The 13,160-nt window shown below is 73.7% G+C and carries 11 protein-coding genes and 1 pseudogene; 3 read left to right on the top strand and 9 right to left on the bottom strand.

All coding sequences use genetic code 11. The features are described 5' to 3' along the window. A pseudogene (locus tag ACGF13_RS40090) lies at positions 1-211 on the top strand (2-oxoacid:ferredoxin oxidoreductase subunit beta); the annotation flags it as partial. A gap of 89 nt (positions 212-300) precedes the next feature. Here the strand turns inward: ACGF13_RS40090 and ACGF13_RS40095 are convergent. The 3 genes from ACGF13_RS40095 to ACGF13_RS40105 form a co-directional block, all read right to left on the bottom strand. Further along, a complete protein-coding gene (locus tag ACGF13_RS40095) occupies positions 301-681 on the bottom strand; it encodes a VOC family protein (RefSeq protein ID WP_392884571.1) in 381 nt (126 codons plus the stop codon). Positions 682-851: 170 nt separating this feature from the next. Continuing rightward, positions 852-2,489, bottom strand: a complete 1,638-nt coding sequence (locus ACGF13_RS40100; RefSeq protein WP_392884572.1) for an LCP family protein — start codon at positions 2,487-2,489, stop codon at positions 852-854. Continuing rightward, positions 2,482-2,940 carry a DUF6542 domain-containing protein gene (locus ACGF13_RS40105; RefSeq protein ID WP_392884573.1) on the bottom strand — a complete coding sequence of 153 codons (459 nt, stop codon included), beginning with the start codon at positions 2,938-2,940 and terminating at the stop codon, positions 2,482-2,484. The genes ACGF13_RS40100 and ACGF13_RS40105 overlap by 8 nt, the downstream gene beginning before the upstream one ends. 359 nt (positions 2,941-3,299) lie before the next feature. Here ACGF13_RS40105 and ACGF13_RS40110 point away from each other — a divergent pair, with 359 nt between their 5' ends. Next, positions 3,300-3,953 (top strand): TetR/AcrR family transcriptional regulator, encoded by a 654-nt coding sequence (locus tag ACGF13_RS40110; RefSeq protein WP_392884575.1) that lies wholly within the window; start codon positions 3,300-3,302, stop codon positions 3,951-3,953. Positions 3,954-4,006: 53 nt separating this feature from the next. Here the strand turns inward: ACGF13_RS40110 and ACGF13_RS40115 are convergent, their stop codons facing one another. The 5 genes from ACGF13_RS40115 to ACGF13_RS40135 all read right to left on the bottom strand — a co-directional run bounded on the left by ACGF13_RS40115 (position 4,007) and on the right by ACGF13_RS40135 (position 10,563). After that, on the bottom strand, positions 4,007-4,774 hold the full coding sequence (locus ACGF13_RS40115; protein ID WP_392884576.1) for a hypothetical protein: 768 nt from the start codon (positions 4,772-4,774) through the stop codon (positions 4,007-4,009). Between the two features lie 247 nt (positions 4,775-5,021). Then, a complete protein-coding gene (locus ACGF13_RS40120; protein WP_392884578.1) occupies positions 5,022-5,597 on the bottom strand; it encodes an RICIN domain-containing protein in 576 nt (191 codons plus the stop codon). A gap of 39 nt (positions 5,598-5,636) precedes the next feature. Then, positions 5,637-6,485: a peptidoglycan-binding protein gene (locus ACGF13_RS40125; RefSeq protein ID WP_392884580.1), complete on the bottom strand. Its 849-nt coding sequence runs from the start codon at positions 6,483-6,485 to the stop codon at positions 5,637-5,639. Positions 6,486-6,531: 46 nt separating this feature from the next. Further along, positions 6,532-7,440, bottom strand: coding sequence for a CAP domain-containing protein (locus tag ACGF13_RS40130; RefSeq protein WP_392884581.1), 909 nt, complete (start codon positions 7,438-7,440; stop codon positions 6,532-6,534). A gap of 183 nt (positions 7,441-7,623) precedes the next feature. Next, positions 7,624-10,563, bottom strand: a complete 2,940-nt coding sequence (locus ACGF13_RS40135) for a BTAD domain-containing putative transcriptional regulator (RefSeq protein ID WP_392884583.1) — start codon at positions 10,561-10,563, stop codon at positions 7,624-7,626. Positions 10,564-10,696: 133 nt separating this feature from the next. Between ACGF13_RS40135 and ACGF13_RS40140 the strand changes: the two genes are divergently transcribed. Further along, a complete protein-coding gene (locus ACGF13_RS40140) occupies positions 10,697-12,193 on the top strand; it encodes a BTAD domain-containing putative transcriptional regulator (RefSeq protein ID WP_392884584.1) in 1,497 nt (498 codons plus the stop codon). A 24-nt stretch (positions 12,194-12,217) separates the two neighbouring features. Here the strand turns inward: ACGF13_RS40140 and ACGF13_RS40145 are convergent, their stop codons facing one another. After that, positions 12,218-12,688: a hypothetical protein gene (locus ACGF13_RS40145; RefSeq protein WP_392884586.1), complete on the bottom strand. Its 471-nt coding sequence runs from the start codon at positions 12,686-12,688 to the stop codon at positions 12,218-12,220. Positions 12,689-13,160: the final 472 nt, after the last annotated feature.

The following is a 13,160-nucleotide window of genomic DNA, read 5'->3' on the forward strand; positions in this document are numbered from 1 at the left end:
GCACGCCGCGAACCCGGCCGGCGCGTTCGCACTCTCCAGGATCGCCGACGCGGACACCCTCCACCACACCCCGATCGGCGTCCTGCGCAGTGTCCGGCGGCCGGTCTACGACGAGTTGATGGCCGAGCAACTGGCCACCGCCACCACCCAACGCAGCCCCGGCGACCTGGCCACACTCCTCGCCGGCAACGACACCTGGACGGTGGACTGACCGTCCGCCGGATCGAGTGGAGCCCCCTGTCCTGCCGGACAGGGGGCTCCGTCGTTCACCGCTCGGCGTTGCCTACCGCTCAGCCGCGCCTACTGCTTGGCCCACTCGGTCAGCTGGACCAGCACCCCGTTCGGGTCGGTGACCTGGAAGAGCTTCTCGCCCCACGGCTCCTCGCGCAGCGGCAGGGTGATCGCGACCCCCTCCTCGCGCAGGCGCCGCTCCTCGGCGGCGACGTCCTCGACGACGAACGCCAGGATCACGCCGTCCGCGATCCGGTGGCGCTGCTCCTCCGGCAGGACCTCGAGGCCGCGCCGGAGGTAGACGACGTTGAATCCGCCGTCCGGGTGAGCGAGCGAGACGAAGCCGTCGGCCGACATCTCCTCGGTGTAGCCGAAGTGCCGCTGGAGGAAGGCGGCCGAGGTGCTGACGTCCTCGACGGTCAGGGAGACGGCGGTCTTGGTGATCTGCATGGCGGAGCCCTCTCGTCGATACCTGTACGGTTACCCCGTACGCAGTACACTATACATAGTACGGAGAATCCCGCCAGGGGTTGCCCAGGAATCTGCTCAGGGTTGCCGGAGAACGGCCGAGGGAGGCTCCCCGGGTGGGGAGCCTCCCTCGGAGGTCGGAGCGGGGCGTGTCAGAACACGCAGGGGATGCCGCCGTCGGACTCCGCGTCGACCATGGGGCCCTGCTGGGGCACGTTGGTGTCCGGTGCGGGCGGTGCGGCCGGGGTGCCGGTGGCGGCGGGCTTGTCGGCGGCGACGCCGGTGAAGGCGCTGCCGAGGGTGACGGTGACGTGGTCGGCGGTGGCGGAGGCGGACTCGGTGGCGGTCACGCCGTAGCGGGCGGCGATCTGCTCGGCCGCCTCCTTGGCGCCCTTGCCGTAGGTGACGGTGGTGGTCTTCGGCTTGGTGGCCGCCGAGCCGGTCCTCCCCTCCTTGAAGCCCATGGCGACCAGGGCCTTGGACTCCGCGGTGGAGGTGACGCCGGGGGTGGAGGAGGCGTTGAAGACGTCCACGGTGACGCTCCTGGCGGCGGCCGGGGGCGTGGTCGCGACGGGCGGGGCGGGTGCGGCGGGTGCGGTCGTCGGGGCGGGGCCCTCGTCGGTCGGGGCCGGCGCCGGGCTGGTGTCGGCGTAGCCGAAGAGCTGCTTGACGATCTTCTGGACCTGCGGCGGGCTGACGATGTTGACGTCCTGGCCGTTGACCTTCCTGAGGTCGGCGACGGGGAGGGTGCGGAACTCCGCGTTGCCGCCGGTGAGGTTGGGGGCCTGCTGGGCGAAGTCCAGGACGTTCCACTCGTTGTCGATGACGAGGTCCTTCTGCACCACGCCCATCAGCTCCTGCATCTTGCCGAGGTCGCCGAGGACGCCCTTCTGCTTCAGGTTGTGCACGACGGAGGAGATGAAGGCCTGCTGGCGGTGGGTGCGGGCGAAGTCGCTGTCGTTGCCGTCGCCGCCGTCGAGGTTGTGGCGCTGGCGGACGAAGGAGAGCGCCTGGGAGGCGTTGAGCTTGTTGACGCCCTTGTGGAAGTCGGCGCCGGAGCCCTGGCCCTCCATGGCCGGGTCCTTGGTGTCGTGGGTGAGGCAGACCTCGATCGGCTGGAGGGCCTTGGCGATGTCGTAGAAGCCCATCAGGTTGACCTCGGCGATGTGGTCGACGGGCTGGTCGAGGAACTTCTGCACGGTCTGGATGGTGGCCGCGCGTCCGGCGTCGCGTCCGGCCTTCTCCAGGTCCGCGCCCTTGAGGCCCTTGGCCTGGAGGGCCGGCGTGGCCTTGTCCTTGGCCTCGCCGTAGGCCTCCTTGATCTTGCGCATGCCGACCTGCTTGCCGTCGCCGCTGTAGGTCATGACGTAGTCGTCGCGGGGTATCGAGACGGCCTGCACCTTGCCGCCGTTCGCCGGGATGTGCAGCAGGATCAGGGAGTTGGTGTTGTAGCCGCCGATGTCGGAGCTGTGGCCGGCGTGCAGCTCGTCCTGGACGAACTCGGGCGGGAGGTCCGTGCCGTCCATGTTCTTGCGGCTGTCCAGGCCTATCAGCAGCAGGTTGACCGAGTTGTCCAGGTGCTTGGGGGCGTCCTTCTTGGTCTGGGCGATCGCGTTGGAGGTGGTCATCCCGTCGGTGAGCTGCTTGAACCCGTACCAGACCACCCCGCTGGCGGCGAACACCGCGAACCCCACGGTGCAGGCCACCACCCGGCCCGCGATCAGCGCGGGGGAGGGGCGGCGGGGGCGGGGGGCCTCGGTGTCGCCACCGTGCTCGGCGTTGTCAGCCATGCTGCCTCCTCCTCGCCCGGACCAGCCGGACCGCGATCACGATGACGGCCGCGGCCGCGGCCTCGGCCATCACGGGAAAGCCGTGCACCACCCACTTCGCGGCGCCGGTGGCCAGGCCCTTGCTCTGGTACCGGTCGCGGTGGGCGGCCAGTTCGACGACGGCCGTCGCACCCAGTACGACCAGCGGCGACGCGGCGAGCACCCACCACCAGCCGTTGCGGCCGCTGAGTGCCGCCGCCAGGCCGGTGCCGAGCACCGCACCCACCGCGAAGGCCAATCCCATGCCGGGGCCGGAGAGCTCGTCGACCGCGGCGCCGGCGATCGGCAGCCCGACGGCGAGGGCCGCGGGCAGTGCGGGGCCGCCGGGAAGGGGGCGGGGGTGGCCGACGGGCCCGCTCGCCGCCCGCCGTCGCGCCCCTCGGTCGGCCGACCGTCCTCGTTGCCCCGCCACGCCCTCACCCCCGGTGTTCCCGTGTTCCCTGCGCCCCGGTGGCGCGTCCGCGTCGCTCGCCGCCCGCCCACCCGTTCGAAAGTATGGACGTCCAAACCTCGGATCATCCGAATGTCCGGAAATCCGGTCATGACACTGCTCGTTCTGGACGCCGGCCCGGCTCGGCCGGTTCCCGCACGGGGTCCGGCCGGCCGAGATCGGGGAGACGCTTCCGCATGTCTCTACACGGGTGTAGAAGTCGTACGCAGCATAGAGCACGCCTGTTCGGCGGTGAGGCCGGGCTGGTTGCGGTCCGGATAAACTACACCGGGTAGTTTTTGAGACGGTCGGCCGATGCGCCGACGGAGGAGGAGAGCGCCGTGGCGACGACGGGCGGAGCGGGGCGGCCGGAGAAGCGCAAGGCGATCACGCAGGCCGCGACGGTGGTGTTCGGGCGCGAGGGGTACGTCCGCGCCAGCATGGACGCGATCGCGGCCGAGGCCGGGGTGTCCAAGCGGACGGTCTACAACCACTTCGCCGACAAGGAGAACCTCTTCCTGTCGGTGGCCCTGCGGAACTCGGCGGAACTGACCGAGCGGATCCGCGAGTTGATGGCGAAGTACCTCGACCGGGTGGTGGACCTGCGCCAGGACCTGACCGACTTCGCCGTCGAGCGGGCCCGCGCCGTGCTGTCCGCCGGGGAGCACGGCGCGCTCGGCCGGGCGATCCGGGCCGAGGTGGCCAACATCCCGGCGGACGTCCTGGAGGCCTGGCTGGAGGCCGGCCCGGTCGCCTCCCAGCGCGACCTCGCGCAGCACTTCGAGGCGCTCGCCGAGCGCGGGCTGCTCGCGGGCGGGGACGCCGCACTCGCCGCCGAGCAGTTCACCCTGCTGACCTTCCACGGCATCGCCGAGCGCTCCTTCTGGGGCGCGCTCCCGGTGGCGGACGAGGAGGTCCGGCGGGTCGCGGCCGTCGGCGTGGACGCCTTCCTGCGGATCCACGGGGTGTCGGCGGTGTCGACGGCGCGGGGCTGAACGCGCCCGGGCGGGGGCGGTAGCGCGCCGCCCCCGCCCGGACCGCCCGCGGATCACTTCCAGTTGAGGCCCTTGCCCAGGGTGTACGGCTCGCCCCAGTACTCGGCACCCGCGACCTTGGAGGCCTCCGGGGACATCGCCACCGCACAGGAGGTGGCGGACTGGCCGTTGCCGAAGCCCTTCGGCAGCGACTCGCTCTTGCACTTGGGGAAGGTGCCGATGACCATCAGCTCCTGTGCCTCCGTGCCGTCCGCCAGCAGGCCCTTCATGTGGTTGACGCTGGTGTAGGACAGGTCGGTGCTGCCGGCGTTGGTGACCTTGTAGTGGATGTAGTACGGCACCAGGCCCTTGGCCTTGTCGCCCAGGTTGAGCGAGGCGAGGTCGGCCGGGTCGCCCTTCTCGATCGAGGTGACCGCGAGTGCGATGGTGCCCTTGGTGCTGCCCGAGCTGAACGGGATGGTGGCGGCGTCGCCGAGCTTGAGCGTCGTCCCGGCCGCCGGGGCGCTGCCGGCCGGCGCGGGCGCGGCGGCCGTACCGGACGCGGCGCCGCCCGCCGGGACGGAGGCCGACCCGGGGGCCATCGGGGTGGTCGCGGCGGTGCTCGGCGAGGCGGCCTGGGAGGTGGGCGCGCCGGTCGCCGGAGCGGTCGTCGCCGTGTCGGACGACGCGGCGTCGTCGTTGCAGGCGGTCAGGGTGAGCGCGCCGACCGCGGCCAGCGAGGCCAGGGCCAGGGCGCGGTGACTGCTGCGGATGGTCTTCACGTGATGTCCCCCGTGGGTGCGGACCGCCAGGTGGCGGCGGTTCTCCTGAGGGACGTTCATAGCGCAGCGCGAACGATCGGGGCGACGGCTTCGGCGCCGCTTTGACACCGCCGTGACGAGTTCCTCGCGCGACCGTGACAAGGGATATCGAGTCGTGATCATCCGCCCGGGCAAAGGGTGGTGACGGTACGTCAGGCGACTGTGACGAAACCGTGGAGTACCGGAGCGGGGCCGGTGAGGGGCACGCGGACGAGGACAGGCCCGGTCCGCTCGTCGACGACGAGCGGACCGGGCCCGGTGATCGGTGTCAGCCCAGCAGCCAGCGCTGGTTCGGGTCCGCGGTGTCGCAGGAGGCCATCGAGACGGCCTGGTAGGTGCCGGGGGCCTTGAGGCACTGTCCGGTGGCGACGTTGCGGATCAGGTACCAGCCGCGGTCCTCGTCGGTCAGCCGCCACTTCTGGTTGGCCGGCATCCAGTCGCCCCGCGGCCGGTTGAGGCCGTCCAGCCCGCCGGGGGTGTCCTGGAGGCGGACCGAGCCCGAGCCGGTGTCGAGGCCGGCCACCTTGCTCAGCCCGTGCGAGATCGCGGTGGTGCCGTCGCAGTAGCCCCAGAACGACCAGGTCTGCGCGGGCGACTGGTTGGCGGTCCACAGGCCGATCGGCTGCCCGTTGACCTCGTTGCCGTTCAGCAGGTCGAGCGCGCCGCCGCCGGAGCCGTTGTGGACGTCCCACCGGGTCGTCAGGGCCGGTGCGGGGGCCTGGTCGCAGGCGTCGGCCCGGGTGGCCGCCTGCGCCGCCGGCGCGCCGGCCACGACCGCCCCCGCGACGGCCGCGACGGCGCCCAGCGAGGCGAGGAGCCTGCGGGTACGGGTGATGGTGCTCATCGGATTTCTCCTTCTGGTGTGTGGTTGACGGGACCGGCGTCAGCCGCGCGGGACGGCGAGCGCGGCCCACTGCTTGGGGCCGGGGATGCCGTCGGCGTCCGCGCCGGAGTCGCCGAGCTTGTGCTGCCAGTTACGGAAGGACTCGCGGTCGGCGTCGGACCACTCGGGCCCGGGGCCCTCGGCGTAGGCGGAGCAGCCCTCGGCGACGAGGCGCTCGCCCATCCGGGTGATGACGTCGCTGTTCCGGCCGTCCTGGAAGAAGTCCGCGCCGGGGAACGGCTCGTAGCCGTCGCCGCCGTCGGCCGCCGGGGTGGGGCCGGTCGGGGCGCCGCCGCGGGGGCTGTCGTCCGCGGACGCCTCCTGTCCGAAGTAGAGCGCCCCGGACCGGTCCTTCCACTCCGGGTCGGCGAGGACCACGCCCTCGGCGAAGGCCGGGATGCCGTAGCCGTAGACCCAGTCCGAGCGGCGCTCACGGGTCTTGAGGTAGACGCCGTCGCCCTCGGAGCTGCCCCCGTCGTTGGTGTTGCCCTCGACGGTGGTGATGGTGGAGCTGGTGTAGGCGACGCAGATGCCGGTGTGGCTGCCGCCTCCGGGTCCGAAGAAGACCTGGCCGCCGATCACCGGGTAGTCGGTGAAGCGTCCGCGCTCCTTGAACCAGGCGACGCCCTCCGCGCAGGAGGCGCTGACCGGGAAGAGGTCGGCGTTGCCGGACTGCTCGGCGCACCAGGCGACGAAGGTGGCGCACCAGGCCTCGCCCTGGGACCACTCCAGGCCGGCGACGGCGGGGGAGAACTTCTGGATGTTGTTCCAGTGTCCGCCGCTGCGGCCCTCGTGGTAGCCGACCTCGTCTCGGGCGATGCGGATCAGGTCCGCCGCGTTCGAGGACATGGGTGGGGAACTCCTTGTTGCTGGAAGGGGCGTGCCGGTCGGGGTCTCAGGCCTTGCCGAAGGTCTGCACGTAGCGGCCCCAGTTGCCGCGCTGGCGGGGCGCGTAGCCGATGCCGATGTAGTTGTAGTCGGGGTTGAGGATGTTCACCCGGTGGCCGGGGCTGTTCATCCACATCTGCATCGCCTCCGGCACGCTGTTGCTCGGGGTGACGTTCTCGGCGGAGGAGCGCGAGACGAAGCCGGCGGCCGCGATGCGGTCCCAGGGGCTGCTGCCGTCGGTGCCGTTGTGCTGGGTGAGGTCGTGCGAGGCCATGTCGTTGGCGTGCCGCTGGGCGGCCGCGCTGAGGCGGTCGTCCAGGCGCACCGGCGGGGCGCCGACCCGGCCGCGCTCCGCGTTGACGGCGTTCAGCATCTCGGTGCGGAAGTCGCCGCCCCCGCCGGGCTGGGGCTGGGGCTGGGGCTGCGGCTGGGGCTGCTGCTGCTGGCCGCCGCCGCTGATGCCACCGGCCGGGACGAGCTGCCAGCGCTGCGCCGGGTTGGCGTCGTCCTGCCTGGCCAGGGTGAGGGGCGAGCCGGGGGCGGCCGCGGTGAGGAAGAGCATGCCCTCGTTGGTGCGGGTGGTGCGGATCCGGACCCAGTCGTTGTCCAGGGGCTCGAAGCACCAGTGCTGGTTGGGCTGGTTGTGCTCGTTGTACAGCCAGGTCTGGCCGATGGAGTAGTTGTAGTCCATGACCATGGCCTGGCCGCCGACGTGCTTGCCGACGGTCAGCTGGGTCTCCAGGAGGAAGCTGCCGTTCTCCTTGGCCCAGAACGTCCAGCCCTGGGCGGTGGTGCCGTTGGACCCCCAGGACTGGATGGCCGTGCCGGCGGAGGTCTGGCTGGAGCGGACGTCGGCGACGGTTCCGTTGGCGGACTTGAGCGTCCAGGTCTGGCCGTGCTGGGGCAGGGTGGGCATGGTGGCGCCTCTCGTCTGTGGTGTCGCCCGGGCCGCCGGCGCGGCGGCCCGTGGCCTGACGAGAGAGACACTCCGGCACGGCGGTAGACGGTCGGTCAACGCGCGTAGCCCGGGCCCCTGTTGATGCCGCGTCTACCGCGCCGGCGCCTCCCTGACCAGCGCGTTTCCCGGCCGGTACGGCGTCTACCTGGCCAGCAGATCCCTGACCTGAGCCGCTTCCTCGGCGAGCCCCAGCCGCTCGAACACCTCCAGGGAGTCGGCCAGGCAGGCCCGGGCCTGGCGCGGGCGGCCGAGACCGGTGAGCGCGGTGCCGAGCGTGCGCAGCAGGGCGGCCTCCAGGGAGGCGCTGGTGCGGCGGGCGAGGGGGAGGACGGCCTCGGCGGCGTCGACGGCGAGCAGCCAGCGGCCGGCCTCGGCGTGGATCCGGGCGGCGAGGTCGCCGGCCGCGGCCGCGAAGACGGTGACCTGGAGCGCGGCGAACTCCTCGCGGGCGCCGACGGCGTGGGCGAGCGCCTCCTCCGGGTCGCCGCACAGCCGCAGGACCCGGGCGAGGTAGTAGCGGCCGGTCGCGGCGGAGACCGGGCCGGAGCGGCTCATCAGCCGGACGCTGCGCTCGGCGGCCTCCCGGGCCTCGTCGAGGCGTCCGGTCTGGGCGGCACTGAAGGCGAACTCCCCGAGCGCGCTGCCCTCGGCGCGCTGGGCGCCGAGGCGGTGGAACAGCTCGGCGGCGCGGCCGGCGTGTTCGGCGGCCTCGGCGAAGCGGCCGTGCGTACGGGCGTTGCTGCCGAGGGTGATCAGGGCCTTCGCGAGGACGCGTTCGGTGCGGTCGTCCTGTTCGGACAGGGCGACGGCCCGGCGGATCTCCTCCTGGGACTCGGCGTAGCGGTTGATGTGCCAGAGCATGCTGCCGCGCAGGTAGCGGGCGAGGGCGAGCGGCCCGTGTTCGCCGCGGGCGGCGGCCTGCTGGGCGATGCGTCCGGCGAGGTCGACGATGACGCCGGTCTGGGTACGTTCGGGCAGGACGGCGCCCATCCGGTCGGCGAGTTCGGCGGCGCGGTCGAGCGGCAGGGCCGGGTCGGCGCAGCCGAGGGCGATGGCGGCGGCGTGGATGTCGGCCTGGTCGCGCATCCAGCGGACGGCTTCGGCACCGTCGGCGATGGGCCGGCCCGGGGAGGCGACGGACGCGCCGAGCAGGCTGAGCTCGGCGGGTTCGGCCTTGCGGGCGGCGAGGTCGGCGTTGCGAGCGGTGGCGAGGCAGAAGTCCAGCAGCCGGTCGGTGGCGGCGGTGCGTTCGGCGGGGCCGTCCTCGGCGGCGAGCCGGCCGCGGGCGTAGTCGCGGACGAGGTCGTGGTAGCCGTAGCGGCCGTAGCGGGGGGAGTGCAGCAGGTTGAGGTCGACGAGGGTTTCGAGCAGGTCGTCGGTCTCGGTCTCGGTGCGGTCGAGCAGGGCGGCGGCGCAGGGCAGCGGGATGTCGGGGGCGTCGGGCAGGGACAGCAGGCGGAAGGCGCGGGCGAGTTCGGGGTCCAGGCGGTGGTAGGAGAGCGCGAAGGTGGCCTCGACGGTGCGTTCGCCGTCGGTGAGTTGGGCCAGCCGGTGCTCGTGGCGCAGCCCTTCGGCGAGTGCCGCGAGGGTGAGCGCCGGGTCGGCGGCGAGCCGGGAGGCGGCGATGCGGACGGCGAGCGGCAGCAGTCCGCAGGCCCGTACGACCTCGTCGGCGGCGGCGGGTTCGGCGGCGACGCGTTCGGGGCCGACGATGCGGGTGAGCAGTTCCAGGGCCTGTTCGGCGGGAAGGGTGTCGAGGCGCAACTGGTGCGCCCCGGCGAGGCCGGCCAGCCGGTGGCGGCTGGTGACGAGGACGGCGCAGCCGGCCGAGCCGGGCAGCAGCGGTTCGACGTGGCAGGGGGTGGCGGCGTTGTCGAGGACGACCAGGACGCGCCGTCCGGCCAGGGCGGAGCGGTAGAGCGCGCTGCGTTCGCCGGTGTCCGGCGGGACGTCGGCGGGGTCGACGCCGAGGGCGCGCAGGAAACCGGCGAGGACGGTGCCGGGGTCGGGCGGGGTGCGGTCGGCGCCGCGCAGGTCGGCGAAGAGCTGCCCGTCGGGGAAGCGCGCGCGGACCTGCCGGGCGACGTGCACGGCGAGGGTGGTCTTGCCGACGCCGCCCATGCCGTCCAGCGCGGAGACGACGACGGCCCGCCCGCCGGCCGCGGAGAGCTGGTCGACGAGGGTCTCGACCTCGTCGGCGCGCCCGGTGAAGTCGGGCAGGCCGGAGGGGAGTTGGTCGGGTGCCCAGCGGGTGTCGGCGGTGGGCCCGGCGGGTTCGGCGCCGGCGGGCTCGGAGGTGCGGCCGGCCGGAAGCAGGGCGGCGTCCTCGCGCAGGATGCGCAGCTGGAGTTCGGCCGGGGCCCGGTCGTCCGGGGGCAGCGCGGGACGGGCGTCCTCGTACACGGCGAGCGCCTCGGCCTTGCGGCCCGACTGGTAGAGGGCGCGCATCAGGACGGCGGTGAGCCGGGGCCGGCCCGGGTGCTCCAGCGCCAGGGCGGCGGCCTCGGCGGTCAGGTCGGTGCGGTCGCCGAGTTCGGCGTCCAGCTCCAGCTGCGCCTCCTTGGCCGAGATCCGCTGCTCGACGAGGAGGGCCCGGACGGCCTCGGCGTGCGGCCCGGGCAGGCCGGCCAGCGGCTCGCCGACCCAGAGCCGCTGGGCCTGCCGCAGCGCCTCCCGGACGTCCCGCGGCGGTGCGCCGGCCTCCCGCAGCCGTCCGGCCTCGGCCAGCAGCGCCTCCCACTCGGTGGCGTCGACCTCGGCCCCCGGCGCCCTGAGCGCGTAGCCGTCGCCGACCCGCACCAAGGGCATCCGCTCCGGGTCGTCCCCGGTGTGGGGCCGGAACGCGCCGCGCAGCCGGGAGACGGCGAGCTGGACGGCCTTGCGCGGGTCGGCCGGCGCGGCCCCGCCCCACACCCCCTCGACCAGGACCGGGACGGAGACCGTCCGCCCGGCGGCGGACAGCAGGACGGCGAGCACGGCCCGCTGCTGCGGCCGGCCCAGTTCCAGCTCCTGCTCCCCGTACCAGGCCCGCAGCGGACCCAGCAGTCCGAACCGCAGCCCGGCTCCCCCCATGTCACCCATGTCCCGCCCTCAACGTCGTTCCGCGCCGGGATTCCGCCACATCCGTCCGGACGGCGGCGCCCCCGTACCCCGGCGACCTATGCTCAGTCCTCACAGATTGTGCACCGGGACGAGGGCTATCGAGGGGTGGGCTGTGCGGCTCGAATTCCGCGTGCTGGGGCCGCTGAGCGCCCGCTGCGACGGGCGGGAGGTCGATCTCGGCCGACCGCAGCAGCAGGCCGTGCTCGCCGCGCTGCTGCTCTCCCCGGGCCAGCTGGTGCCGACGGACCGGCTGGTCGAGGGCCTGTGGGGGGAGGACGACACCCGCTGGCCGAAGGATCCGGCCGGGCAGATCGGCACCCACGCGCACCGGCTGCGCCGCGCTCTGGGGGAGACCGGGCTGCTGGTCGCGTCGGCGGGCGGGTACCGGTTGGCGGTGCCGCGCGAGGCGGTGGACCTGTTCCGTTACGAGGCCGGGGTGGCAGAGGCCGTCGCACTGCGTCACCAGGACGCGTTCCGGGCCCGGGAGCTGCTGGTGGCGGCGCTCGGCGCGTGGGAGGGCCGCCGGGCACTGGACGGCGTCCCGGGGGCGTTCGCCGAGCGGTCGCGGGAACGGCTGGCGGCCGGGCGGTTCGCGGCGGTGAAGGCGCTGCTCGACCTGGACCTGACGCTCGGGCGGCACGCGGAGGCCCTGGAGCCGTTGGCCGGGCTGGCGGCCGAGCACCCGCAGGACGAGGAGGTGCACCGGCTGCACCTGCTGGCCCTGCACCGCTGCGGCCGCACCGCGGAGGCGCTGGCGGTGTACGAGGCGCTGCGGGAGCGGCTGGACGGTGAGCTGGGGCTGGAGCCGGCGCCCGCGGTGGTCGAGCTGGCCGAGCGGATCCGGCACGGGGACGCCCCGGTGCTGCCGCGGCGGCTGCCGCGGCCGTGCCAGCTGCCGCCGGACATCCCCGACCTGGTCGGGCGGGCGGCACTGGTGCGGGAGGCGGAGCGGGTGCTGCGGGGGGCCGGGGGCGGTCCGGTGGTGACGGGGCCCGGTTCGGTGGGGCCCGGGCCGGTGTCGGGGCCTGGTCCGGTGCTGGGGCCTGGTCCGGTGCTGGGGTTGTCGGGGCCGGCGGGCAGTGGCGCGTCGGCGCTGGCGGTGCATGTCGCGCATGTCGTCCAGGACGCCTTTCCGGACGGTCAGCTGTACGCGGGCGGCAGCGAGCCGGCCGCGGTGCTCGCGGGGTTCCTGCGCGCGCTGGGGGAACGGCCGACGGCGGACGCGGACGCCGACGAACTCGGCGCCCGCTACCGGGAGGCGCTCGCCGGGCGGCGGGTACTGGTGCTGCTCGACGGCGTGGCCGACCCCGGACCGCTGCTGCCCGGTACGGCGGGTTGCGCGGCGGTGGTCGCGGGCGCGGAACCGGGCACCCTGCCCGAGGGCGCCGTACGGCTGACGGTCGGACCGTTGGAGCCGCACGACGCCTACGAGCTGTTGGCCCGGATCGCGGGCGCGGAGCGGATCCGGCAGGAGCCGGAGGCGGTGGAGGAGGTGGCCGCGCTCTGCGGCCACCTCCCGGCGCTGCTGCGCACGGCGGCGACGCGGCTCGCGGCCCGGCCGCGCTGGTCGGTGGCCGACCTGGTCAGGTGGCTCGCCGAGCGGGGCTGAGGGCCGGGCCGCGGGGGGAGCGGTTTAGTACGGGTCCGAGCTGCGGAGCGTGTCCGTGAAGGGGTTGCTCATGGGGTTGCGCGGGTTGTCCGGGTTGGCGTACTCGACCGAGAGGCCGCCGCGGGGGGACACCGTCAGGACGGCGGTCTGCAGGGAGTTGGTCTTGTACGTGCCACGGGCCCAGCAGATGCGGTTGCCGGCGCCGTAGACGACGAGGTTGCCGTCGCCCTGCATGATCGCCTTGACGCCGCAGTTCTGGGCTCCCGGGGCGACCCACACCGGCCTCGGGGGCATCATCGGGGCGTACCTGTAGAGGACGAAGTTGCCGTCGCCCTGCATGTACAGCCGGGTGTCGCCGGATTCGAGGTAGTCGCCCGGGTTGAGCACCCCGGGCTCGCTCAACGTCGATCCGTACGCGGTGGCGGCCTGCGCGGTCCCGGCCGAGGTCATCGTCCCGGCCAGTGCCAGCATGCCGGCCGCTATCCCGATGGCCATGTGTCGCAGAGTCTTCGTCGCCTTCATGTCCCCGTGGACCTCTCTTGTGCTGTCGGCTCTCGTGCTTCGGCGCCGACGAGGTCTTCGTGGCGTCCGATGGGAAGGAGCATGGCGGGAGGCGGTAGACAAACGATGAACGCGGCGTCGGGGCGGCCGGCCCGCCCGGCTGCCGGTCCTGGGCCGTTTGGCATGGGCCCGGAGGAGGAGTACTGTTCCCTAGTCGCTCGGCAGGGAGCACCGGACACGCATCGGCGCGGACGGTCCCGGGGCGGCCAATCCTCTGAAACACCACTTCCCAGGTTCGGGCTGGGTCGCGTCGGCATTCCCGCGTCGCGGCTGAGTGCTTATTTGGCGTGCTCGTTTTATCGGGTTGCGGCCGGATTCGCTTTTCGGAGCGGAGATCGGCTAGAGTTTGAAACGTCGGACAGGGCGTCAAGCCCCGGAAGACACCGGCGAGTTGGATGAACGAAGC

Origin of the sequence: Kitasatospora sp. NPDC048286, from assembly GCF_043201735.1 — a bacterium.
GTDB lineage: Bacteria > Actinomycetota > Actinomycetes > Streptomycetales > Streptomycetaceae > Kitasatospora.